We start from the raw sequence: 23,078 nt of genomic DNA, 5'->3' as shown, positions 1-23,078 counted from the left end.
GGTATTTGCTTAATGGTCGTTATGTCGGTTTTGGATATCGTAAAACCAGTAAGGGAGCAAACATGCAACGTATGGCTAATTGCCGTCGTTGAAACGATTAACGGTCAATGTCTGCTTTTCGCTCTTAGCTGCCACAAGAAAGTAATAGATCGCGTCTTTCTTTTTGTCTTTTAAAATAAATAATCCAAAGAAACTTACAACTCAGCTATATGATTCAATGTCTCAGGATGACGCTGCACAAGCTTTAACAATGTGATCACTTGCCCATTAGATGCGCTGCGTCCTTGTTCCCAGTTTTCGAGCGTTCTTGATGATGTATGCAAATACACCGCGCGACATATTAAATGTTTCTCGAATATTTACTATTTCATCAGGTGAGATAGCAAGGTCGTCGATATCATTTACTGAATGAGCACCTAACGTTAGCTTTCCTTGTGAATGCGCTTTAGCGTCCACAAGTGCTGTAGTTAATCCTGAAAATAAATCACGTTTGCTCATTGCGCCATACCTTTGAAAGCTATATTAATAATCTTGATATCATGCAGCAATATTTATTATTACTTGCTAATAAACTTACACATTCCGAGCCCTAAACCATCGCCATCGCGTTTTACATAACCATATTGTGTATAAAAGCTTTCTTTACCGTGAGCACTTAATAAACCTATAGTAGCGCCTTTAGAGCAAGTGTTGTTTAGATAGTTTTCAATGTGGGTCATAACTAAATGAGCTATACCTTGTTTTTGATAACTTGGCGCAACAATTACATCTTGAATATAAAAATACATTGCGCCATCACCGATTACTCTACCAGTGCCTATTAACTTATCAGTATCGTATACGGCAACCCAAAAAAGTGAGTTTTCAATGCTTGCTTTTAATGTTTTATCGTCAGGGTTCTGCCACTTTACTTGTGTACGTAAATTAGCAAACTCGTCCAGTGCTGGGGCTTCAAGTTCAACTTTATAAGCCATAATATCCCTTACTCACTTTTAAAGCACTTTACCCATAAACAAGCTATACGGATCTAGCTCATAATCACCAAATGGTTCGCACTCTTTAAAACCAAATTGGGCGTAGAGCTTTTGTGCGGGCAAAAATGCCTCTGCAGTTCCTGTTTCTAAGCTTAACTTTTTATAACCTCGCTGTGTTACTTCCCCAATAATGTGCGTAAGTAGCTTAGCCGCTATTCCTTGGCGTAAATAGTTGCTTGAGGTGCGCATTGATTTAATTTCGCCATGAGTGGCATCGAGCGCTTTTAATGCGCCAACACCCGCTAAATTATTATCAATCCATAAGCTATAAAAGATTATATCGGGCTGAGTGAGTTTGCTCACATCAAGTGCATGTACGCTCTCAACAGGTGAGTGCTTTAGCATATCGTTATGATGCGCATGTAGTAGTTTTATAACGTGTGGGTTTGAAAGCTCACCTATTCTAATATCCATTTATACCTCGTTTAATCCTAGAATTTAATGCTTTAGGGCTTTAATGAAAACCCTAAAGTAAGTGGCTCTATTTAGGCTGCTAGTTTCCATACTACAAACGCAACAGCAAAGCCTACTAAATACACTAAACCTAACCACGTTAAACTACGTAATAGCACGCTGTGCTTTATAGCAGGCTCTGAGCGCACAAGGCTAAAGTTAAGCCATGCAAATACAGGCGTTGTAACAAAAGAAAGCGTCATGGCAAACGTAAGCATGGGGCCAAGGGCTGATTTAAAAAATAAAATAACGGCCATACCGGCAAATGCTTGTAGTATTAACCAAATATTTAAGCTGTGTTTTGATTGCCCAAAGCCAAGTAGTTTATGAGATTCGTTAAGCGTACGGGCGTAGCCATCTAGCACGGTGAGTGTAGTGCCAAACATACATAAAAAGGCGATTGCTGATACAAGCGGCCTTGCCCACTCGCCTATTGTTAATGCGTACATATCAATAAGCTGCTTGGCAAACGCGACACCGCCGAGTTCTATACTACTGGTTTGCCCGTACTGCACTAATACACCTAAGCTAAAAAATACCAAGGCTAAGCCAGCTGTAAGCCAGTAACCTACGTTAAAATCGAACAAGCCTTGGCTTTTAGAAACTGTTTGCTGCGCTTGTTTTTCTTTTAGCCATAAAGAACTTAATGCAGATATTTCGATAGGTGCTGGCATCCAGCCCATTAAAGCCACCATAAAGCTAAGCATGGCAAGTTCATACGGTGAAGGGCCTACATAGTCAGCAGGTGCCATTGGACCATTATTAAACGCTATAGCAAGAGCAATTAAAGTCGCGAGTGTAAGCAGCCCCATAATGCCTTTAGCAACGTTATCGAGCGCTTTGAAGTGCCCAAGTAGTAATATAACTAAACATACACCCAGCAGCATCCAACAAAGTAAGGTTACTTCGATAACGACAGGTAAGGCGTAATGCAGTAAGCTTGCGGTAAGCAGTAATACGCCAGCGGTATTAACAACAGCGGCTACAATGTTTAAGCCAATAAAGCTGTAAAAATAAAACGGGCCTTTACTCTTATAGCCCTCCACTAGGCTATTTTTAGTCGCGAGTGTGTATTCCATACCAAAGCGAAAAAACGGATATTTTAAAACATTAACAACGAGGATAAGCCAAAATAGTTGCCAACCAAATATTGCTCCAGCTTGCGTAGATGCAACTAGGTGAGATCCGCCAATAGCGGCTGTTGCCATGAGTATTCCAGGTCCAAGCGCACCTAGTCGAGACTTCCATACTGCTTTTGTTGTGTGCATTAATTTCTCAAAATATGTGTGTTATACGCTGCTTTTATTAATTTTTTTGATTAATAAACTGCAAGAACGCATAACTTACCTAAATTACAGGCAATAAAAAAGAGCCATACGGCTCTTTTTTACAATACTTTGGAACTAAATTTTATTTAAGATCCATCTCTTGGATGATCTCGTGTGCAATTTCAGGCGTTGTACTTACAGGCTTTTCGTGTAAGTTTGCTTTTATCTGCCCTTTTCGATGTTTTAGTGCCGCATCGAGTTTTTTAGCTGCGCTTGCAATGGCTGGGTACATAACTTCGTTTTCCCCTTTTACCGATATGCGCGTGCCTTCGTAATTAGTGCTAATTTCAGCTTGGATTTTATGATGCTCTTTAGACAAAATAATATCGAGTGCAATAAGCGATGGAAAGTGGCTCTCGATTTTTGAAAATTTTTCGTTGATGTGCTCTCTAATAGAGTCAGTAACTTCAACATGGTGACCAGAAAGATTAATTTTCATAGGGTATCCTTTTATTTGTTACCTCATAAATAGTATTGGGGGCTATTTAGATTAACACAAGGAAAAAAGAGAGATATTTGAGGTTTATTTGCGGTTTTTGGTGATTTAAATCATGCGTTGTGCAAAGTTTATGCAAAGCCCATAGTGCATGGGCTTTCAGACGTCTAGCTGTATTGATTAATCTGTGTACGAACAACAGTAGTCAGCAAAATCAGATACTTTTACTTTAAAGCTTACATTTGCATCAACATTAAACGATTCACCTGCGTTAAATGTTTTCCACTCACTTGCCCCTGGTAATAAAATATCCCATTGGCCAGCTAAAAGCTCCATGCATTCTTTTTGGTTTGTATCAAAAACAAACTCACCAGGTTGCATAAAGCCTAAAGTTTTCGCTTCTCCATCACCTAAAATAACGGTACGGCTCGACACTTTTCCGTCAAAATATACATTGGCTTTTTTTACTACACTTACGTTATCGAACTTTGGCATTTTTAGCTCCTGCTATTAATTTAAGATTGTTATTTATAAATTTTATCGCACTACCTTGCCTGATAGCTTACTTTCTTGCAAGGAAAGCAGCATTGTTCAAGGTGAAGTTGCTTCATGTTAGGGCATAAAAAAACCCGCAACATGTGCGGGTTTTTCAATTACTTACTTTATTTAATCAAAGCGATTAAAAAAGCTCGTTTGCTTTGCTTACAATGTTTGCCACTGTAAAACCAAAGTGCTCAAACAGCTCACCAGCAGGTGCCGACTCACCAAAGGTAGTCATACCTACTACTGCGCCATTTAGACCTACGTACTTGTACCAGTAGTCAGCAATACCTGCTTCTACTGCTACGCGGCGTGTAACAGATGCCGGTAATACGCTTTCTTTATACTCTGCGCTTTGATCTTCAAAGGCATCAGTACATGGCATAGATACAACACGTACCTTTTTACCTTGGCTGCGTAGCTCAGTTGCTGAATCTTGTGCTAGTTGCACTTCAGAGCCTGTCGCAATGAAAATAATTTCAGGGTTGCCGTCACAGCTAAGGATGTAACCACCCTTTTTAACATCGCTTAATTGCTGTGCGTCACGCGCTTGTTGCTCAAGACCTTGGCGAGTAAAGATTAACGATGTAGGACCGTCTTTACGCTCAATAGCTTGTTGCCATGCAATTGCCGACTCAACTTGGTCACATGGGCGCCAGTTGTATAAGTTAGGCGTTAAACGCATGCTTGCAATTTGCTCTACTGGTTGGTGAGTTGGACCATCTTCACCTAAACCGATTGAATCGTGCGTGTATACAAAAATGCTTGGTTGCTTCATTAATGCAGCCATACGTACGGCATTTTTTGCATATTCAACAAACATTAAGAACGTAGCACCGTAAGGAATAAAGCCTTTATGAAGGGCAATACCATTCATAATTGCCGACATACCAAACTCACGTACACCGTAGTAAATGTAGTTACCGCTTGCATCGTCGTGTGTTAAACCTTTAGAGCCATCCCAAATTGTTAAGTTTGAGCCTGCTAAATCGGCTGAGCCACCCATAAATTCTGGTAATAACGGACCAAATGCGTTTAATGCATTTTGCGATGCTTTACGAGACGCTGGGTTTGCAGGGTTTGCTTGTAATTGCTCAATGTACGCTTGAGATTTTTCAGCCCAATCGCCAGGCAGTTCGTTATTAATACGACGCTTATATTCAGCTGCAAGCTCTGGGTATGCTTTTGCGTATGCTGCAAATTTTTCGTCCCAGCTTGATTCAAGCTGCTGACCTTTTTCTTTGCTATCCCATTGTGCGTAAATATCATCAGGAATTTCGAACGCATCGCCAGTCCAACCTAAGAATTCGCGAGACGCTTTAATTTCGTCATCACCTAGTGGTGCACCGTGACAATCGTGGCTACCAGATTTATTAGGTGAGCCGTAACCAATAATTGTTTTACAACAAATTAGTGATGGTTTATCGGTAACACTTTTAGCTTCTGCAATTGCAGCACTTATAGCATCGCTGTCGTGGCCATCAACACCACTAATTACATGCCAACCGTATGCTTTAAAGCGAGCTGGCGTGTCATCTGTAAACCAACCTTCTACTTCACCATCGATTGAGATGCCGTTGTCATCCCAAAATGCAACAAGTTTACCAAGACCTAATGTGCCTGCAAGTGAACCAGCTTCATGAGAAATACCTTCCATAAGGCAGCCATCGCCCATAAATGCATAGGTAAAGTGATCAACAATATCGTGACCTTCACGGTTAAACTGTGCAGCTAGCGCTTTTTCAGCAATTGCCATACCTACGGCATTTGTGATCCCTTGACCTAATGGACCCGTAGTAGTTTCGATTCCTGGTGCATAGCCATATTCAGGGTGACCTGGTGTTTTAGAATGCATTTGACGGAAGTTTTTAATTTCGTCCAGTGGTAAGTCGTAACCACTTAGATGCAATAGAGAATAGATAAGCATTGAACCGTGGCCGTTTGAAAGAATAAATCTGTCACGGTCAGCCCACTCTGGATTTGTTGGGTTGTGTTTTAGATAATCGCGCCATAATACTTCTGCGATATCAGCCATGCCCATAGGGGCTCCAGGGTGACCAGATTTGGCCTTTTGTACTGCGTCCATTGACAAGACGCGAATAGCATTTGCAAGTTCTTTGCGAGATGGCATGAATTCTCCTACCTTTATGTGTATTTGCGCGGGTATTTATGTGTTTGTTTATGCACCCAAGTAACTTGGGTTTGTTTATATCGACCATTCTTACTTATTGTGGGGGCTGTGTGCAATTAAAAACCCTATAAAAGTGAGGCATTATGAATATTTTTTAAGACCAAAAAGTTATTAGTAATTTTATTTAGACGTCTAGGCGTAAAAACACTATGCAAGGTGTTTTGTTTTCGATAAAATACGCCCCTTAATTTTTTAGCGCTAATACCGACGTTTGTGAAGCGCAATATTTGTGAGCAGAATTACAATGGCAAAACATTTATTTACTTCTGAATCAGTTTCTGAAGGTCATCCGGATAAAATCGCCGATCAAATCTCTGATGCGGTACTTGATGCTATCCTAGAGCAAGACTCTCATGCCCGTGTTGCGTGCGAAACTTACGTAAAAACAGGTATGGTTATGGTTGGTGGTGAAATCACTACTAGCGCATGGGTTGATATTGAAGAAATTACACGTAAAACAGTACGTGAAATTGGCTACACGCATTCAGACATGGGTTTCGATGCAGATTCATGTGCAATTTTAAACACTATTGGTAAACAGTCTCCTGACATTAACCAAGGTGTTGACCGTACTAGCCCAGAAGAACAAGGTGCTGGCGACCAAGGTCTTATGTTTGGTTACGCATGTAACGAAACAGAAGTACTAATGCCTGCGCCAATTACTTACTCACACCGTTTAGTACAGCGCCAAGCGCAAGTACGTAAAAGCGGCGAGCTTAACTGGTTACGTCCAGATGCAAAATCTCAAGTTACTTTTGCATACGAAAATGGTAAGCCAGTAGGTATTGATGCAGTAGTACTATCTACTCAGCACAGCGAAGACATTTCGCAAAAAGATTTAGTAGAAGCGGTGATGGAGACTATCATCAAGCCGGTACTTCCTGCAGAGCTTATTACAAGCGCGACTAAATTTTTCATTAACCCAACGGGTCGCTTTGTAATTGGCGGACCAATGGGCGATTGTGGTTTAACAGGTCGTAAAATCATCGTTGATACATACGGTGGTATGGCTCGTCACGGTGGTGGTGCTTTCTCTGGTAAAGATCCATCTAAAGTTGACCGCTCAGCTGCATACGCTGCACGTTACGTTGCTAAAAACGTAGTTGCGGCTGGCCTTGCTGATAAATGTGAATTACAAGTTTCTTACGCAATCGGTGTTGCAGAGCCTACATCTATCAGCGTTGAAACGTTTGGTACAAGCAAGTTAGAAGAAAGCCGTTTAATCGAACTTATTCGTGAACACTTTGACCTGCGCCCTTACGGCTTAATTCAAATGCTTGATTTAGAGCGCCCTATCTACCTTCCTACAGCGGCTTACGGCCACTTTGGTCGTGACGAATTCCCTTGGGAACGTACAGATAAAGCTGATGCACTTCGTGCAGCTGCTGGCCTTTAAGCTAAAAATGTTGAAGTAAATTAAAAACGGCCCTTAATAGGGCCGTTTTTGTATCTAAAACTTATCAGTTACATTGTTTGTAGTACGTCTACAAAATAACTATAAAATCAACCTCGAATTCTTTTGTACTTTAGGTATATACTCATTTCATTATAAAAGCTTTAGGGATAGTTAAATGGCCGATAACTTTCGCGTTATATTTGCAGGACTTGCCGATAACGTTGACATAAAAACAGCGTGCGCAAACTTAGCTGCAAAATTAAAAACGTCAGATGAAAAAGTAGCTCTTTTTTTTAAAGGTAAGCCGCTGTTTGCGCCAAGCGATAAAGACAAAGCGTTAAAACAGACTAAGTTATTAGCAAGCCTAGGTATTAAAAGTAAGCTGCAAGCTGTTTCAAATGCGATTCAAAATAGCTCCCCCGCAGCTGCAAATAACAACCAACGTGATGAACGTATTTTTGATGCACTTGATTACATCACTAGTAGCTTAATACGCCTTGAAGAAAAGCTAGATGAGCTAGAGCAACGCCTTCCTGAAGCTCAATTAAATACACCAGACGAAAGTGTAGACGAATGGCAAAATGACGACCTAATGCTAGATGAGGATTTAGCTACTCCTAAAAAACGCAGTAACTTACTTTTATATTCATTGATTGCAACTGCCACCATTTTGCTAGTTGTACTTGCTGTTTTTTTAATTTTTCCCGATTTATTCTCTTTTTAAAAATGGCTAATTAGTTTAATGAGCAATGAACGCGCACAAATAAGAGCTGAAATTCGTAACACCCGTAAAAACTTGTCAAATAATCAGCAAATAATTGCTGCGCAATCGCTAAAAATGAATTTTATTCAACACTTAAAAAGCGAAAACATAACGAATTCAAAGCATATTGCCATTTATTTAAGTAACGACGGAGAACTAGACACTTCATTGTTAATTAAAGAATTATGGAACTTAAACCATGCTGTTTATCTACCTATAATACACCCATTCAATGGCGCTAATTTACTATTTCAGCGCTATGAGAAAAACTCACCCATGAGGGCAAATCGCTATGGTATCTTGGAGCCTAAGCTGAACTGCTCTCAAATATGCCCATTACCAGCGCTTGATTACCTCCTTATGCCATTAGTGGCATTTGATAAACAAGGTAATCGCCTAGGAATGGGAGGTGGGTTTTACGACCGGACATTGGCACGTTTACATGAACAAAATTGGCAAAAACCGCAACTAATTGGCCTTGCACATGAATGCCAAAAAGTTGATGCTCTACCAATCGAGTCATGGGACGTACCACTTGAAACCATTATCACCCCAGATAAAACATACTGTTGGTAACATTTAATTTTGGTTACTAGCCGCATATTTCTGACATACATGAGCACAAAGCAATGACACAAGACGAATTAAAAAAAGCAGCTGCCTGGGCAGCACTCGAGTTTGTAAAAGAAAACACCATTGTAGGTGTCGGTACAGGCTCTACTGTTAATCACTTTATTGATGCCCTTGGCTCAGTAAAGGACACTATTGTAGGCGCTGTATCAAGCTCAGAAGCGTCAACTGCACGTTTGGAAGCGTTAGGTATTGAAGTTTTTGAACTTAATAACGTTGATGCTTTAGATGTATACGTTGACGGCGCTGACGAAATAAACGCTCAAAACGAAATGATTAAAGGCGGCGGCGCAGCGCTAACACGTGAAAAAATAGTAGCAGCAGTTGCAAAACAGTTTGTGTGTATTGTTGATGACACAAAGCTGGTAGATACATTGGGCGACTTCCCGCTTCCGGTAGAAGTTATTCCAATGGCGCGCAGCTACGTTGCACGAGAATTATTAAAACTTGGTGGTGACCCTGTTTATCGCCAAGGCGTAGTTACCGATAATGGTAACGTTATATTAGATGTATTTAACTTAAAAATTACCAATGCCAAACAACTTGAAACACAAATCAATTCAATTGTTGGCGTAGTTACCAACGGCCTATTTGCGATGCGAGGTGCTGATAAAGTGATTATCGGTACCAAAAATGGGCCACAAATTAAATAGGATGAGGTTATGAGTAAGGTATCGTTAGCAAAAGACAAAATTAAAATTCTCTTGCTTGAAGGTGTTCACCAAAGCGCTGTTGAAACGCTAAAACGTAACGGTTACAGCAATATCGACTACGTTAAAACATCCTTACCTGAGGACGAGCTTAAAGAGCGCATTAAAGATGTTCACTTTGTAGGGCTTCGTTCTCGTACTCATATTAACCAAGCTGTATTAGACTCAGCTGAAAAGCTAGTTGCTATTGGTTGTTTTTGTATTGGTACAAACCAAGTTGATTTAGATGCAGCACGCGAACGTGGTATTGCTGTATTTAACGCTCCATTTTCTAATACTCGTTCAGTTGCTGAACTTGTACTTGGCGAAATTCTACTTTTATTACGTGGTATTCCAGAGCGTAATGCAGCGGCTCATCGTGGTGGCTGGTTAAAAACAGCAAATGGTTCGTTTGAAGCACGTGGTAAAACATTAGGTATTATTGGCTACGGTCACATTGGTACTCAGCTAGGTATTATGGCTGAAAATATCGGTATGAACGTGGAGTTTTACGATATCGAAGATAAGTTATCACTGGGCAATGCAACACAAGTTCATAACCTTACTCAGCTGTTACAACGCTCTGATATTATTAGCTTACATGTACCAGAAACACCGCAAACTAAAAACCTTATTGGTACAGCAGAACTTGCAGTTATGAAGCAGGGGTCTATTTTGATCAATGCATCACGCGGAACTGTTGTTGATATTGATGCTCTTGCAGAAGCGCTTACAGAGAAAAAACTAAGTGGTGCAGCAATCGATGTGTTCCCTACTGAGCCAAAATCTAACGATGAAGAATTTGTATCGCCACTGCGCCAATTCGACAATGTTATTTTAACGCCGCACATTGGTGGTTCTACACAAGAAGCGCAAGAAAACATTGGTATTGAAGTAGCGGGTAAATTGGCTAAATATTCAGATAATGGCTCAACTATTACTGCGGTTAACTTCCCTGAAGTATCGCTACCTGAGCTTGCTAATCGTAGCCGTTTATTACACGTACACCACAACCGCCCAGGTGTACTAACGCAAATTAACCAAGCGTTTGCACAGCACGGTATTAATATTGCTGCGCAATACCTACAAACAGACGCATCTATTGGTTATGTAGTTATTGATGTTGATACAGATCAATCTGAAGTAGCACTTAAAGAACTGAGCGCTGTTGAGGGTACAATTAGAGCACGTATTTTACATTAACCATTCTTTGATATTAAAAAAGGGTCCTTATGGACCCTTTTTTGTATTTAGATTACATATACTTTCTCAAGTATTTTTTGAATACCGGATCTGTTGCAGCCAACTCTTTTTGCTCAGCTAATATCTCTTTTAAAATAGCGCCTGAGGTAAGCGGGTTAGCAAGAACCACTCTAAATACAACCGTTGGTTGATTGTCGTATTTAGAAGGCGTTAAGCGTGTACGTGATACAAATGAGCGACCAGACTCGCGTTGACGCTTTTGCATACTGGCAGTAAAACGGTTCAGTGAAGCAAAAATATCTAACCGAGTTGCAGCATCTGCATCGGCTATTGCTTGTTTAATTTGCTTAGGTACATAACGATACGTTAATAAGCACAACTCAGGCTCCGAAATAAGCTCAAAGTCTTCATCAGCCTTAATTAAATCAGCAAAGTAATGTGCTTTTTTGATGCTTCGATCAATCAGCATTTCGTAACCTTTACGACCAATAACACGTAAGCAAGCATGTACTAACATTGCCATACCAGGTCGGCTGCCTTCAAGCGTGTGGCTACCTAAGTCTTTTGAACCTTTACGTAATATATACTCAGCGTGATGTTCTATTGCATCAGTTGCAGCGGGGTCTTTAAATAAAACCAAACCCGCTCCCATTGGTACATACATTTGTTTATGTGCATCGATGGTAATTGAATCTGCTCGCTCAATCCCTTTTAGTAAAGGACGGTGCGTACTCGATAAAAGGGTCGCTCCCCCCCATGCTGCATCTACATGAAAATGGCAGTTAATGTCTTGTGCTAAGTCGGCCATTTCATCAAGTGGGTCAATATTACCGGTTTCGGTTGTCCCCGCGACCCCAATAATCGCCATTACTTTAATACCTTGCGCTTCAAGCTCACGTGCTTTTTCGCGCATAGCTGTTACATCGACTTTATTATTTTCACAGGTTTTAATACCAATTAAGTTATCGCGACCAATGCCGAGTAAATCAACCGATTTACCTAACGAGTAATGCCCGCGTTCTGATATTAATACCGCTAAACCTTTATAACCGTAATGCAGCATACCAGCAATTAAGCCTTGTGCACCTATACCTCTAAAATCGCCATCAGGTTTTAATAAGCGGTTTCGCGCAATCCAAAGCGCAGTAATATTAGCAACCGTACCACCAGAGCAAAATGCACCTAATGAGGTTTTAGCACTGTGCATCCATTTAGAATAAAATGAGTCTTCTTGCCCATAAGCTAAATGATGCATCATCCCAAGCACTTGACGCTCAAGAGGCGTAAACGCTTTAGATGTTTCTATTTTTACTAGATTTTGATTTAGCCCTACCATCAATTTTGACAGCGGCAATAAAAAGTGCGGCAAGGCAGAGGTCATGTGACCAATAAAACTAGGCGCAGCTGTATGCACAGAATGTGCAACAAGCTGCTCCATTATGTCTTGGGCATAAGCAGAGACAAACGTTGGATCTTCTGGGATCACTGCCGATTGAAAATCTTTTTCTATTTCATGTAATGGTTTTTCAATTGCCGCTATATTTTCGTTTAGAAAACCTGCTAAATTACTCGAAATTTCAAGCTCGATTTTGCTTAAAGTTGAGTCTGGCGCTTCAGGTACAGTAAATATACGCTTAAGGCTTTCTTTAGAGGCGACGGCACAACGCTTTTGATCCATCTTAATACCTAGTGTGTGTAGCTAAAACACGCGCTTACCCATCAAAAATGCCTACTTATTAGGACATTTGGAGCAATCGTGTTTCTTTAAAAATTGCGCTAACTTTACTGCAATATAACTAAAATGTCTCGTTTAAACCTATAAAAGCAATCAAAGCGATGACAAAAAAATGATAATTTAGGGTCTATTTATCTTTCAAGGTTAAATTTGCAGCAGCCTTTTGGTATTTAGGCAAGGCAGCGCCTATGTAGTGTGGTTATTCCCCATAAATAGGCGATAACGTAGCATTAATGCCAAACAGGCGCTGCCCAAAGGGTTCTGCCTAGGGTCTATTTACTCTTTGTTGCTCGGTTTTTACTTAGACCACTAGGTTACAAATCTCGCGCCGCGATTAAATCGCCCCTAGTTTGAACAAATTATAATCCGCAAAGATAAACAGACCCTAATTAAAACTCTACCAAACCTAATTATTTATTGGGCATTTACTTATTTTGGGTATAATAAATTTGATAACAAAAAAGGGACACATATGCCAGAAGGAAGAGTCAAAGTTAGTTGGATAGTGGCAGGCTTTAGCTTGTTTTTAATAAGCTTGCTAACCTACGTTTACTACACTTACCAAACCACGCGTGCTGAAATAATGCAGTCGGTTGATAATCGCTTACTTAATGCCGCCACCAGCGTTAAACATATTTTAGGTGACGATTATTTAAGTGGGGTTAATCAAGGCGATAATATAAGTTTTTCTTACTATCAAGATAAAAGTAAACAACTCTCTGAGTTTGCTCAAGCACTTGATATTGCTTATGTCTATTCAATGATTTTAAAAGACGGTAAGGTGCTTTTTAGCTCATCAAGCTACACGCAAGACGATCAGAATAATGGCAAGGTAACTCAATTTTTAGATCTCTACCCTGAAGCTACCGATGCAAATATAAGTGCTTTTTATTCAACAGAGCCAGTATTTGAAATATCGAGCGATCAGTGGGGCCACTTTAAAACAATTTTTATTCCTTACGTTGACCCAATCAACGGCAATGCCTATTTAACGGGTGCCGATATAACTATTTATGACTTAAACGAGAAACTTAAAGAAAGCGTATCAAAAGCTGCTGCAATGGCTAGCTTCTTCTTTTTTATCGCGATACTCGTTGCCGCCATATATATTTATTTACTAAAACGGTCTTTAGCAACTGACTCAAGTACTGGTTTTTCAAATCATATTGCACTTGAGTACTTTATTAAAAAAAGTAATGCACATCACATGCAATTAGCCGTCATTTGGGTTAATGAAATAGAAGATATAAACAGTTTTTATGGCACTGAAGTGGGTGACAAGGTAATGAAAAACTTACTTATTCACTTTAAACTTAGAAGCTCTACGCATTGCCATATATACAGACTAGCAACAAATAAAATAGTATTACTCGCGCCTAAGGAAATGAGTAATGACGAATTTACCGACCTCGTAAAAACATATAACTTTAATACACCGGTATTAACTGACCCTTTTATCTACATAACCCTATGTGCAGGTATTGCCAGTGGTAATAAATCGCTACTACTTGAAAACGCTCATATAGCAGCGCTGCAAGCTAAACAAGGCAGGCATAGTGTAGTTAACTACTCAAAAGCGCTACACGATGTAAAAACGCAATATCAATACAATGTAGAAATGGCTAAAGAAGTGCGAGAAGCGTTTGATAACAATCGTATAGTACCTTACTTTCAACCCATTATTGACACAAATACCAATAAGGTCGTTCAATACGAATGTTTAGCTCGAATGGTAACAGCGCAAGGGGAAGTATTAAAACCTGATGCATTTTTAAATGTTGTTACCCGCTCAAGAATGGACGGAATACTTACCCGTACTATATTTTCACAATGTGTTAGTCGCTTTAGAAAAACCGATATTTGCTGGAGTTTAAATATAACAGCACAAGATATGCTCGACCCTAATTTAAGTGAGTTTATTGCGGACGAACTTAAGCGCTACCCGCATCCTGGTAATATCACATTAGAGCTTTTAGAAACCCAAGCTATTGCCAACTTCTCTGAAGTAAAAGCATTTATTGGCATGGTTAAAACAAAAGGCGTTAAGGTTATTATTGATGACTTTGGTAGTGGTTATTCAAATATATCAAACGTACTTAAGCTTGAAGTAGATGGTATTAAATTAGATGGCGCACTAATAAAGCAAATAGTGAATGACAAAGATATCTACTTGTTTATTGAGCATATAGCCAGCTTTGCTAATCAACTTGGTTTACAATTAATGGCAGAATCGGTAGAAAATACAACCATAGTAACCGCACTTAAAAAGGCGAATGTGACACTAATGCAAGGCAATTATTTTGCCCACCCAGTGCCACATGTTAATACGGTTACAGAAGAATTAGCACTTTGACTTACTTTAACCAGGGCGTGTTGATCTTTGTGGATTGAAATTTGTTCAATCTAGGGGCGATTAAATCGCGGCGCGAGGTTTGTAACCTAGTGGGCTAAGTAAAAACTGAGCAACAAAGAGTTAATCGTCCCTAGAAAGAACCCAAAGGGCAGCACATGTTTGGTCTTTATGCTGCGTTATCGCCTATTTATGGGGAATAACCACACTACATAGGCTCCGCCTTGCCTAAAAACCAAACATGCTGCTGCAAAATCAATCACGAAAGGTCAACACGCCCTAGGTAAGTTTATAACGAGTCGGTGGCTTTGCTGGCCACTGGCCCAGTATTTACGCTCAAAAGGCGTAATTGCATCGTCTGACTCATAAAGTGTTACATCGCAAGGGTTGCCTGTTAATTCAAGCGCCCGAGCAAACTCCTTAACGTAAATATCCCAATTGCTGCGCACTTCTAATTTTCCACCTAACTTAACGATAAATGGAAAAATAGCTGCGCCATGCCAGCGCCTACGAATATGCTTAGATTTAGGCCACGGGTTTGGATACAACAAATAATGGTGCGTAGGTTGCCAATTGGCGGCTACCGCTAAACGCCAAAAGTCATTTAAATCTGCTTGCACTAAGATGTACTGACCACTGTCGGTTTGCTTATATTCAACATCATGCTTATCTAATCGGTGCGAAGATTTATCAATTCCAACTATAAGTGCATCAGGGTGGCGCTTAGCTAAGTTAGCTGAGCTTTCACCCACGCCACAACACGAGTCCAAAATAAGCGGGCCACTAAAGGCTTGTACTTTAGCATTAACCTCGTCAAATGCAGTTTGCGTATGCGCTGCTATTGGCTTTTTAAATTCAGCATCTAAGTGCTTATTTACTATTTCATCAAGCTTTTCGTGAATACCCGCTTGATTAGATACAATACTACGTGAATTTGCATCACTCATTAGTGTCTTAGCCCCACACCTTTTTTAATTAAAGTTAGCGCTAAAGTAAATAACACCGTAATAAACACCAAAATAACACCTAGCGCTACACTTAAATCAACATCCGACACACCTAAAAAGCCATAGCGAAATGCATTTACCATGTAAATAATAGGATTTATTTGCGATACGTTTTGCCAAAATTCTGGCAATAACGTTATTGAATAAAATACACCGCCTAAGTAAGTTAATGGCGTTAGTATAAAGGTGGGAATAATGCTTATATCGTCAAAGCTATTTGCGTAAATTGCATTAATTAAACCACCTAAAGCAAACACAGCTGAGGTTAAAATAACGGTCGCCATAATTACAAAAATATTATGAATTTGAATATCAACAAATAACAACGATACACAAGTAACTATAAAGCCCACCATAATACCGCGCGTCATACCGCCGCCCATATAACCCAGTACAATGATGTAATTAGGCACAGGTGCAACTAAAAGCTCTTCAATGCTTTTTTGAAATTTTGTTGAGTAAAAACTAGAGGCTACGTTGGAATAGGAATTAGTAATAACCGACATCATTATAAGGCCAGGTACAATAAACTCCATATAACTAAAGCCGCCCATATCACCAATACGTGAACCAATTAAGTTACCAAAAATAACAAAATATAAGCTCATCGTAATTGCTGGCGGCACTAAGGTTTGTACCCAGATACGTAAAAAACGAATACACTCTTTAATCCATAAACTCTTTAAGGCTACGCCATATTTAAACATTTATTCGCCCCGCCCTTGCTCTAGTAATCCTACAAATAACTCTTCTAGTCTGTTTGCTTTATTTCGCATACTCAATACTGTATTTCCTTGGGTTGTTAATGCGCTAAATACCGCATTTAAGCCCTGTGATTTAGCGACTTCTACTTCAACAGTATGATCGTCCGTCATCGTAAACTTATAACCTTCAAGCGTGACAGGGTTTGCTGGCATTTTTAAATCTAAAATAAAGGTTTCTTTATCAAGTTTTGCAAGCAGTGCTTTAATGGTGGTGTTTTCAACAATTCGACCAGAATCAATAATCGCTATGTTTTTACACAGTAACTCAGCTTCTTCAAGGTAGTGTGTGGTTAAAATAATAGTAACGCCTTGCTCATTTATTTGGCGTAAAAAATCCCACATTGAACGACGAAGTTCAATGTCTACACCCGCTGTTGGCTCATCAAGTATAAGTAATTTTGGCTCGTGCATAAGGGCGCGTGCAATCATTAATCGACGTTTCATTCCGCCTGAAAGCGTACGTGCTTGCTTGTCTTTTTTCTCTAACAAACCCAGCTGCGCTAAATATTTATCAGCACGTTTATGGGCTTCACCACGTGGCACACCATAATAACCGGCTTGGTTAACCAGTATTTGGCTAAGCGTTTCAAACTGGCTAAAGTTAAACTCTTGCGGCACTAGGCCTAAATGCGCTTTTGCAGCTTCTAAATCAGTATCAATATCACAGCCAAAAACTTCTACTTTGCCTTTTGTTTTATTAACAAGTGACGAAATAACACCAATAGTGGTTGATTTACCGGCTCCATTTGGACCAAGCAAAGCGAAAAAATCGCCCTCTTCAACTTGTAAATCAACGCCTTTAATTGCCTCAACACCATTTTTATAAACCTTGGTAAGGCCTTCTATATTTAAAGCAATATTTTGCTTATTCATTACTTACCCTCACCATAACCCCAACGTTTTGTTAGGTTATGCTCAATATTTAAATGATCTAAAATTCTCGCCACCATAAAATCAACTAAGTCTTCGATACTTTGTGGCTTATGATAAAAACCAGGGGCGGCTGGCATAATTGTTACCCCTAAACGAGATAACTTAAGCATGTTTTCTAAATGAATTTCGTTAAATGGTGTTTCGCGAGGCACTAAAATGAGCTGTCCGCGTTCTTTAATTACCACATCAGCGGCGCGTTCTAATAAATTATCAGACGCCCCCACTGCAATTGCAGAAACCGATCCGGCACTACATGGGCATACTACCATTTTTTTAGGAGCAGCAGAGCCCGAAGCCACAGGACTAAACCAGTTATCTTTACCGTATACTTTTAGTTGTTCAGGTTTGGCATTAAACAGCGTACTTAACTGCTCTGTGGCTTTATCTTCATTTCCAGAGAGCTTAATATTTGATTCTGTATCAAGCACCACGCGTGCTGCACTTGAAATGAGAACGTAGACCTGAAATTGCTGCTCTAGTAATACTTCAAGTAACCTAAGCCCATAAGGCGCACCCGATGCACCACTAAAAGCGAGCGTAATTCTATCTTTAAATTGCACACTATTCTCCGCTGTATTTATCAGCTAAGCCATCAACAAGGTGTTGATGAAGGCCATTAAAGCCGCCATTGCTCATAATTAAAATATGCTGATTAGGCTCAATATTTTCAAGCACCGTATCAATAATTGTTTGCGTGCTGCTAAAGCACTGCATGCCTGCTTTATCTGCTTGCTCTTTTAGCGACCAATTTAGATTCTCTGGTTCAAAAAGGAGTACGTTGTCAGCATCACGCAGTGAATCTAATAATGTATATTGGTGCACGCCCATTTTCATGGTGTTTGAGCGCGGCTCTAAAATAGCGATAATTTTTTCATCGCCTACTTTTGCGCGCAATCCTGCAAGCGTAGTTTTAATTGCTGTTGGGTGATGCGCAAAGTCGTCATACACTTTAATATTATTTATATCCGCTTTTAGCTCCATACGCCTTTTAGGGCTAATAAATTCTCCTAACGCATCAATACTATGATCAACAGCTATACCCACATGGCGCGCTGCTGCGATAGTCATAATCGCATTTTTAACGTTATGCTCGCCTATTGCTTGCCAACAGACAGTGCCCTGCTTTTCGCCATTAAGTAATACATTAAACTCACTTCCATCGGCTTTTATTAATTCATAGCTCCAATCATCGCCTAGCGTTTCGCTTTCGCTCCAAAGCCCTTGTGCTATTACGTCATTAAGCGCTACGTCTTGCTTTGGCCAAATTACCTTGCCGCTTTGAGGTAATGTACGCATTAAGTGATGAAATTGTTTTTTTATTGCGTTTAAATCTTCAAAAATATCAGCGTGATCGAATTCAAGATTATTTAAGATAAGTGTACGCGGGAGGTAATGCACAAACTTACTGCGCTTATCAAAAAAAGCAGTGTCGTATTCATCTGCTTCAATAACAAAAAAAGGCGTTTCACCCACTTTTGCCGATACACCAAAATTTTGCACTATGCCGCCAATTAAAAACCCTGGTTTTAAACCTGCGTACTCTAACACCCACGCAAGCATACTTGCTGTGGTTGTTTTACCATGCGTACCAGCAACCGCAAGTACCCAAGAATCTTGCAGTAAGTTATGCTTAAGCCATTCAGGGCCAGATGTATAAGGCAGGCCTTTATCAAGCACATATTCAACACACGGGTTACCACGGCTCATTGCATTACCAATAACGACCATATCTGGCTTTGGCTCTAATTGAGATACGTCGTAGCCTTGAGTCAGTTCAATGCCAAGCTCTTCAAGTTGCGTACTCATTGGTGGGTAAACGTTCTGATCAGAACCCGTTACTTTATGACCCAACGATTTAGCAATGGCTGCAATACCGCCCATAAACGTGCCACAAATGCCCAAAATATGTATATGCATATACTTTCCTTAAATCGTATGCTCACTTTACAGCTATGCAAAGTTTAATGGCGCTATAATGCCAAAATTCATGCTTAGTTACCATTGCGAGTAAGCATTTCACTCGTGCCAAAATGACCACTTGATAATAAAAAAGCCTTCTTAATTAGAAGGCTTTTTTATTAGTCATTATTTGCTACATCATTAAAAATACTATCAAACCTATACCGAGCAATAAACGATATATCACAAATGGCAACATGCCCATTCGCTCTATTACTTTTAAAAACATAAATATACATGCATAAGCCGATAAGAACGATAGCACCACACCTAGTAATAATGTATTCCAATCAACCACATGGTCACCCAAAGCAAGCTCTGCAGTATAATAAAGCCCCATCATAGAAATAATTGGAATTGCCAGTAAGAACGAAAAACGCGCTGCGCTTTGCTTATTCATTCCAAGCATTAAACCAGCAGTCATCGTGATACCTGAGCGAGAAGTTCCCGGGATCATTGCAACAGCTTGTGCAAAACCAATAATAAGTGCTGTTTTCCAATTAAGCTGATAAATAGTTTTAATTTGCTTACCTTTTGCATCCGCGTACCAAAGCAATAAACCAAACACAATTGTGGTAGTAGCAATTACCCAAGCGCTTCGTAGGTACAACTCTATAAAGTCTTTTAAAAGTAAGCCTAAAATAGCGGCAGGCACAGTGCCTAAAATTATCCACCAACCTAGCTTACTATCATCACTAGTACCCTGTGCTCCAAAGGATTTAAACCACGCACTGAGTATGTCGACGACCTCTTTGCGAAAATAAATAACAACGGCAATTAAAGTACCAACATGTACTGCCACGTCAAACGCAAGCCCTTGATCTTCCCAGCCTAAAATTTGCGATGGGAGAATTAAGTGCGCAGAACTAGAAATTGGTAAAAACTCAGTAAATCCCTGTATGAGGGCTAAAATAATTATTTCGATGATACTCATGGGTTAGAAAACTCCACCTTCCATAGCTTTTGTTGAGGGTTATTATATTCATTCCATAACTGCGCAATCGTTTGTTTAGCTACAGGATGATAGAAATCTGGGGCAACCTCGCTAAGAGGTTGTAATACAAATGCGTTTTTAGTTATTTCATCTCGTGGTAATTGTGCTGGAGAAGCGCAAATTACATCATCATAAAATAGTAAATCTAAATCGAGCGTTCGTGGACTAAACTTTTTATCGTTCGCTGTGCGTCCATTATCACGCTCTATTTGTTTTAATAAAGCGCATACATCAACAAGCGACATATCAGTTGTAGCGCCAACGACTGAATTATAAAAATTATTGCCAGCAAACCCTACTGCTTCACTTTCAAAAACAGACGAGTGTACAATATGTTCAAAGTGCTGCTTAAGTGCAATTAATGCACATTGTATATAATGCGCTTTATTTATATTTGACCCTAGGCTGATATAAATTTGAGCCATTTAGTCAGTTGCCTTAACACGTGTAATTTCAACACCTACAGTTTGCGCTTGTGCTACTGCTGCTGGTTTACTTACTCTTATAGTAACTTGTGGAGTATTAAACTCGCTTAAAATAATATGCGCTAATTGTTCAACTAAAGTTTCTAGCAACTCTACAGGTTTTAAAGTGCAGTGCTCAATAACTCGCTCACTTACTTTTGAGTAATCCAGTGCTAAATTAATATCGTCATTTTCAGCTGCAGGCTTAATATCGCTTAGCATTTCAATATCAAAATAAAGGCTCTGTTTACTTTCTTTTTCAAAGTCGTACACTCCAATAATAGTGTCGACGTGCAATTGAGATATAAAAACCTTATCCATTGATACTCCAAATAACAACAAACTACTAAGCAACTATACTAAGCATCAATAAAATTAATACTGTATATGGTTTAGCCAGTGTTTAAATATGTAAAAATAACTTCTACAATAGCAAAATAACTAAACTAGCTATTAAATAGCCTGTTAATAATTTTTACGATAAATTTTGCTGCCAATAATAGCCTAAAAGCACTATCAATTGGTATAGCAATTAAAAAATAAGGAAGCGCGTGTTAGCCACTATAATGTTTGTTTTAGCTTATTTACTTGGGTCGATTTCGTCGGCTATTTTAGTGTCGCGGTTGTTCAAACTTCCAGACCCTCGTAATAGTGGTTCTAACAACCCAGGAGCTACAAATGTTTATAGATTAGGCGGAGCATTTCCGGCTTGCTTGGTTCTAGTGTTTGATATTTTAAAAGGCACTATTCCGGTATGGGGGGCTTATTTTTTAGAAGTTGAACCTTTAGAGCTTGGTTTAGTCGCAGTAGCTGCTTGTTTAGGCCATATGTACCCACTGTTTTTTAGCTTCAAAGGCGGTAAAGCCGTAGCAACGGCATTTGGCTCATTATTACCTATTGGCTTATCATTGGCAGGTTTACTTGTGTGTACTTGGTTATTTATAGTGGCAATAACACGCTATTCATCACTGGCAGCGCTTGTAGCTGTATCTTTAGCGCCCTTGTATACATGGCTAATAAAGCCACTTTATACTCTTCCCGTTACTTTTATCACGCTGTTAATTATATTTCGTCACCGTACTAATATTATTCGATTATTTAGTGGGGAAGAACCAAAAGTGGGTGCTAAAAAAGCACCCACTGATGAAAACAAAAATATCTAAAATATGAGTCATTAAATCGGCTCAAGGCTATCTATAGGCCAACGAGGTTTTGTTTTCATATCAAGCGTGGCAAATTGCCCTGCTTTTAAGCGTTGCATTCCAGCATAAGCAATCATTGCACCATTGTCGGTACAAAATTCAGTACGCGGATAAAACACTTCGCCTTTCATACCTTTCATTACGCGTTCGAGCTGCAGTCGAAGCTGTGTATTTGCACTCACACCACCGGCGATGACCAAACGCTTAATACCTGTTTGTTTAAGCGCACGCTTGCACTTAATAACGAGGGTATCAATAACCGCAGTTTGAAATGCATGCGCTATATCAGCTTTGGTTTGATCGTCGTCGTCATTTTCACGAATCGTGATTGATGCCGCTGTTTTTAAACCACTAAAACTAAAATCAAGACCTGGCTTGTCGGTCATAGGGCGAGGAAATACAAAGCGCTTTGCTACGCCTTGTTCAGCCATTTTAGCTAAGCGCGGGCCACCGGGGTAATCAAGACCAAGTAACTTAGCCGTTTTATCAAAGGCCTCGCCTGCGGCATCATCAACTGACTCACCTAGTACTTCGTATTGTCCAATACCTGCTACTTTAACCATCATGGTATGACCGCCCGATACAAGCAATGCAATAAACGGAAACTCAGGGGTATTTTCCTCAAGCATCGGAGCAAGTAAATGCCCTTCCATGTGATGTACTGCTACCGCAGGTATATCCCAGCCGTATGCTAATGAGCGACCAATAGACGTACCTACCAATAATGCACCAACTAGACCTGGGCCTGCAGTATAAGCAATACCGTCTAAATCTTCCGGGCCACAACCTGCTTGTGCAAAAGCTGCATCTATAAGTGGTAATGTTTTACGAACATGATCGCGCGATGCAAGTTCCGGCACTACACCGCCGTAATCAGCGTGTACTTTTACTTGGCTGTATAATTGATGAGCTAACAAGCCTTTTTCGTCATCATATATTGCAATACCCGTTTCATCACATGACGATTCAATGCCTAAAATTCGCACTGTACTTCTCCTGCCTTTTAA

At 39.8% G+C, this 23,078-nt stretch carries 23 protein-coding genes and 1 pseudogene; 7 read left to right on the top strand and 17 right to left on the bottom strand.

The annotated features are described in order from the left end of the window. Positions 1-194: 194 nt before the first annotated feature. From H5116_RS19185 to tkt, 7 genes and pseudogenes are all read right to left on the bottom strand, one after another. Positions 195-498, bottom strand: a pseudogene (locus H5116_RS19185) (helix-turn-helix domain-containing protein). A 59-nt stretch (positions 499-557) separates the two neighbouring features. Next, positions 558-974 (bottom strand): GNAT family N-acetyltransferase, encoded by a 417-nt coding sequence (locus H5116_RS19180; RefSeq protein ID WP_182716859.1) that lies wholly within the window; start codon positions 972-974, stop codon positions 558-560. Positions 975-992: 18 nt separating this feature from the next. Further along, positions 993-1,448, bottom strand: a complete 456-nt coding sequence (locus H5116_RS19175) for a GNAT family N-acetyltransferase (RefSeq protein ID WP_182716858.1) — start codon at positions 1,446-1,448, stop codon at positions 993-995. Between the two features lie 71 nt (positions 1,449-1,519). Further along, positions 1,520-2,695 carry an NRAMP family divalent metal transporter gene (locus H5116_RS19170; RefSeq protein ID WP_182716861.1) on the bottom strand — a complete coding sequence of 392 codons (1,176 nt, stop codon included), beginning with the start codon at positions 2,693-2,695 and terminating at the stop codon, positions 1,520-1,522. 202 nt (positions 2,696-2,897) lie between these two features. Then, a complete protein-coding gene (gene hpf / locus H5116_RS19165) occupies positions 2,898-3,254 on the bottom strand; it encodes a ribosome hibernation-promoting factor, HPF/YfiA family (RefSeq protein ID WP_007376058.1) in 357 nt (118 codons plus the stop codon). A gap of 177 nt (positions 3,255-3,431) precedes the next feature. After that, positions 3,432-3,746 carry a pyrimidine/purine nucleoside phosphorylase gene (locus H5116_RS19160; RefSeq protein ID WP_002958974.1) on the bottom strand — a complete coding sequence of 105 codons (315 nt, stop codon included), beginning with the start codon at positions 3,744-3,746 and terminating at the stop codon, positions 3,432-3,434. A gap of 184 nt (positions 3,747-3,930) precedes the next feature. Then, complete coding sequence (gene tkt / locus H5116_RS19155) at positions 3,931-5,922, bottom strand: transketolase (RefSeq protein ID WP_138489545.1); 1,992 nt, start codon at positions 5,920-5,922, stop codon at positions 3,931-3,933. A gap of 304 nt (positions 5,923-6,226) precedes the next feature. Between tkt and metK the strand changes: the two genes are divergently transcribed. The 5 genes from metK to serA all read left to right on the top strand — a co-directional run bounded on the left by metK (position 6,227) and on the right by serA (position 10,663). Beyond that, on the top strand, positions 6,227-7,378 hold the full coding sequence (gene metK, locus H5116_RS19150) for a methionine adenosyltransferase (RefSeq protein WP_002958976.1): 1,152 nt from the start codon (positions 6,227-6,229) through the stop codon (positions 7,376-7,378). Between the two features lie 175 nt (positions 7,379-7,553). Next, positions 7,554-8,102, top strand: a complete 549-nt coding sequence (locus tag H5116_RS19145; RefSeq protein WP_024595234.1) for a hypothetical protein — start codon at positions 7,554-7,556, stop codon at positions 8,100-8,102. 18 nt (positions 8,103-8,120) lie between these two features. After that, the gene (locus tag H5116_RS19140; protein ID WP_182716857.1) at positions 8,121-8,717 is read left to right on the top strand and encodes a 5-formyltetrahydrofolate cyclo-ligase; all 597 of its coding nucleotides are present in this window, start codon (positions 8,121-8,123) and stop codon (positions 8,715-8,717) included. A gap of 53 nt (positions 8,718-8,770) precedes the next feature. After that, entirely contained in the window at positions 8,771-9,424 is a 654-nt protein-coding gene (gene rpiA / locus H5116_RS19135; RefSeq protein ID WP_002958979.1) for a ribose-5-phosphate isomerase RpiA, read from the top strand. A 9-nt stretch (positions 9,425-9,433) separates the two neighbouring features. Further along, complete coding sequence (gene serA / locus H5116_RS19130; RefSeq protein WP_024595232.1) at positions 9,434-10,663, top strand: phosphoglycerate dehydrogenase; 1,230 nt, start codon at positions 9,434-9,436, stop codon at positions 10,661-10,663. 52 nt (positions 10,664-10,715) lie between these two features. On the opposite strand, the gene panP is transcribed toward serA, so the two are convergent. Next, entirely contained in the window at positions 10,716-12,341 is a 1,626-nt protein-coding gene (panP, locus tag H5116_RS19125) for a pyridoxal-dependent aspartate 1-decarboxylase PanP (RefSeq protein ID WP_002958981.1), read from the bottom strand. Between the two features lie 529 nt (positions 12,342-12,870). On the opposite strand from panP, the gene H5116_RS19120 reads away from it, so the two are divergent. Then, a complete protein-coding gene (locus H5116_RS19120) occupies positions 12,871-14,751 on the top strand; it encodes a GGDEF domain-containing protein (protein WP_182716856.1) in 1,881 nt (626 codons plus the stop codon). Between the two features lie 266 nt (positions 14,752-15,017). Here the strand turns inward: H5116_RS19120 and H5116_RS19115 are convergent, their stop codons facing one another. From H5116_RS19115 to folB, 8 genes are all read right to left on the bottom strand, one after another. After that, entirely contained in the window at positions 15,018-15,695 is a 678-nt protein-coding gene (locus H5116_RS19115) for a tRNA (guanosine(46)-N(7))-methyltransferase TrmB (protein WP_024603594.1), read from the bottom strand. Then, a complete protein-coding gene (locus H5116_RS19110; protein ID WP_002961025.1) occupies positions 15,695-16,462 on the bottom strand; it encodes an ABC transporter permease in 768 nt (255 codons plus the stop codon). The genes H5116_RS19115 and H5116_RS19110 overlap by 1 nt, the downstream gene beginning before the upstream one ends. Next, on the bottom strand, positions 16,463-17,392 hold the full coding sequence (locus tag H5116_RS19105) for an ABC transporter ATP-binding protein (protein ID WP_024595485.1): 930 nt from the start codon (positions 17,390-17,392) through the stop codon (positions 16,463-16,465). It lies immediately after the preceding gene. Then, complete coding sequence (locus H5116_RS19100) at positions 17,392-18,012, bottom strand: flavin prenyltransferase UbiX (RefSeq protein WP_002961027.1); 621 nt, start codon at positions 18,010-18,012, stop codon at positions 17,392-17,394. Before H5116_RS19100 ends, H5116_RS19105 begins: the two co-directional genes overlap by 1 nt. 1 nt (position 18,013) lies before the next feature. Beyond that, positions 18,014-19,369 carry a UDP-N-acetylmuramate:L-alanyl-gamma-D-glutamyl-meso-diaminopimelate ligase gene (gene mpl / locus H5116_RS19095; protein WP_182716855.1) on the bottom strand — a complete coding sequence of 452 codons (1,356 nt, stop codon included), beginning with the start codon at positions 19,367-19,369 and terminating at the stop codon, positions 18,014-18,016. 175 nt (positions 19,370-19,544) lie between these two features. Beyond that, positions 19,545-20,345, bottom strand: a complete 801-nt coding sequence (locus tag H5116_RS19090) for an undecaprenyl-diphosphate phosphatase (RefSeq protein ID WP_182716854.1) — start codon at positions 20,343-20,345, stop codon at positions 19,545-19,547. After that, positions 20,342-20,830, bottom strand: a complete 489-nt coding sequence (gene folK / locus H5116_RS19085; RefSeq protein WP_024604057.1) for a 2-amino-4-hydroxy-6-hydroxymethyldihydropteridine diphosphokinase — start codon at positions 20,828-20,830, stop codon at positions 20,342-20,344. The genes H5116_RS19090 and folK overlap by 4 nt, the downstream gene beginning before the upstream one ends. Then, positions 20,831-21,190 carry a dihydroneopterin aldolase gene (folB, locus tag H5116_RS19080; RefSeq protein ID WP_024604056.1) on the bottom strand — a complete coding sequence of 120 codons (360 nt, stop codon included), beginning with the start codon at positions 21,188-21,190 and terminating at the stop codon, positions 20,831-20,833. It abuts the gene before it with no gap. Between the two features lie 230 nt (positions 21,191-21,420). Here folB and plsY point away from each other — a divergent pair, with 230 nt between their 5' ends. Then, positions 21,421-22,032 (top strand): glycerol-3-phosphate 1-O-acyltransferase PlsY, encoded by a 612-nt coding sequence (plsY, locus tag H5116_RS19075; RefSeq protein WP_182716853.1) that lies wholly within the window; start codon positions 21,421-21,423, stop codon positions 22,030-22,032. A gap of 11 nt (positions 22,033-22,043) precedes the next feature. Here the strand turns inward: plsY and tsaD are convergent, their stop codons facing one another. Further along, complete coding sequence (gene tsaD, locus H5116_RS19070) at positions 22,044-23,057, bottom strand: tRNA (adenosine(37)-N6)-threonylcarbamoyltransferase complex transferase subunit TsaD (RefSeq protein ID WP_165744224.1); 1,014 nt, start codon at positions 23,055-23,057, stop codon at positions 22,044-22,046. Positions 23,058-23,078: the final 21 nt, after the last annotated feature.

It is taken from the genome of Pseudoalteromonas sp. SG45-2, from assembly GCF_014164115.1.
GTDB classification, from domain to species: Bacteria; Pseudomonadota; Gammaproteobacteria; order Enterobacterales; family Alteromonadaceae; genus Pseudoalteromonas; species Pseudoalteromonas distincta.
The sequence above is the reverse complement of the archived record's forward strand: the minus strand, read 5'-3'. Positions and strand labels throughout refer to the sequence as shown.

Excerpts from the sequence above, each read along its gene's own strand:
- H5116_RS19180 (WP_182716859.1), bottom strand. The coding sequence starts at position 974 with ATGGCTTATAAAGTTGAACTTGAAGCCCCAGCACTGGACGAGTTTGCT.
- metK (WP_002958976.1), top strand. The coding sequence starts at position 6,227 with ATGGCAAAACATTTATTTACTTCTGAATCAGTTTCTGAAGGTCATCCG.
- serA (WP_024595232.1), top strand. The coding sequence starts at position 9,434 with ATGAGTAAGGTATCGTTAGCAAAAGACAAAATTAAAATTCTCTTGCTT.
- H5116_RS19160 (WP_002958974.1), bottom strand. The coding sequence starts at position 3,746 with ATGCCAAAGTTCGATAACGTAAGTGTAGTAAAAAAAGCCAATGTATAT.
- H5116_RS19145 (WP_024595234.1), top strand. The coding sequence starts at position 7,554 with ATGGCCGATAACTTTCGCGTTATATTTGCAGGACTTGCCGATAACGTT.
- mpl (WP_182716855.1), bottom strand. The coding sequence starts at position 19,369 with ATGCATATACATATTTTGGGCATTTGTGGCACGTTTATGGGCGGTATT.
- folK (WP_024604057.1), bottom strand. The coding sequence starts at position 20,830 with ATGGCTCAAATTTATATCAGCCTAGGGTCAAATATAAATAAAGCGCAT.
- folB (WP_024604056.1), bottom strand. The coding sequence starts at position 21,190 with ATGGATAAGGTTTTTATATCTCAATTGCACGTCGACACTATTATTGGA.
- hpf (WP_007376058.1), bottom strand. The coding sequence starts at position 3,254 with ATGAAAATTAATCTTTCTGGTCACCATGTTGAAGTTACTGACTCTATT.
- H5116_RS19170 (WP_182716861.1), bottom strand. The coding sequence starts at position 2,695 with ATGGCAACAGCCGCTATTGGCGGATCTCACCTAGTTGCATCTACGCAA.
- tkt (WP_138489545.1), bottom strand. The coding sequence starts at position 5,922 with ATGCCATCTCGCAAAGAACTTGCAAATGCTATTCGCGTCTTGTCAATG.
- H5116_RS19105 (WP_024595485.1), bottom strand. The coding sequence starts at position 17,392 with ATGAATAAGCAAAATATTGCTTTAAATATAGAAGGCCTTACCAAGGTT.
- H5116_RS19175 (WP_182716858.1), bottom strand. The coding sequence starts at position 1,448 with ATGGATATTAGAATAGGTGAGCTTTCAAACCCACACGTTATAAAACTA.
- rpiA (WP_002958979.1), top strand. The coding sequence starts at position 8,771 with ATGACACAAGACGAATTAAAAAAAGCAGCTGCCTGGGCAGCACTCGAG.
- H5116_RS19120 (WP_182716856.1), top strand. The coding sequence starts at position 12,871 with ATGCCAGAAGGAAGAGTCAAAGTTAGTTGGATAGTGGCAGGCTTTAGC.
- H5116_RS19140 (WP_182716857.1), top strand. The coding sequence starts at position 8,121 with ATGAGCAATGAACGCGCACAAATAAGAGCTGAAATTCGTAACACCCGT.
- panP (WP_002958981.1), bottom strand. The coding sequence starts at position 12,341 with ATGGATCAAAAGCGTTGTGCCGTCGCCTCTAAAGAAAGCCTTAAGCGT.
- H5116_RS19110 (WP_002961025.1), bottom strand. The coding sequence starts at position 16,462 with ATGTTTAAATATGGCGTAGCCTTAAAGAGTTTATGGATTAAAGAGTGT.
- H5116_RS19090 (WP_182716854.1), bottom strand. The coding sequence starts at position 20,345 with ATGAGTATCATCGAAATAATTATTTTAGCCCTCATACAGGGATTTACT.
- H5116_RS19115 (WP_024603594.1), bottom strand. The coding sequence starts at position 15,695 with ATGAGTGATGCAAATTCACGTAGTATTGTATCTAATCAAGCGGGTATT.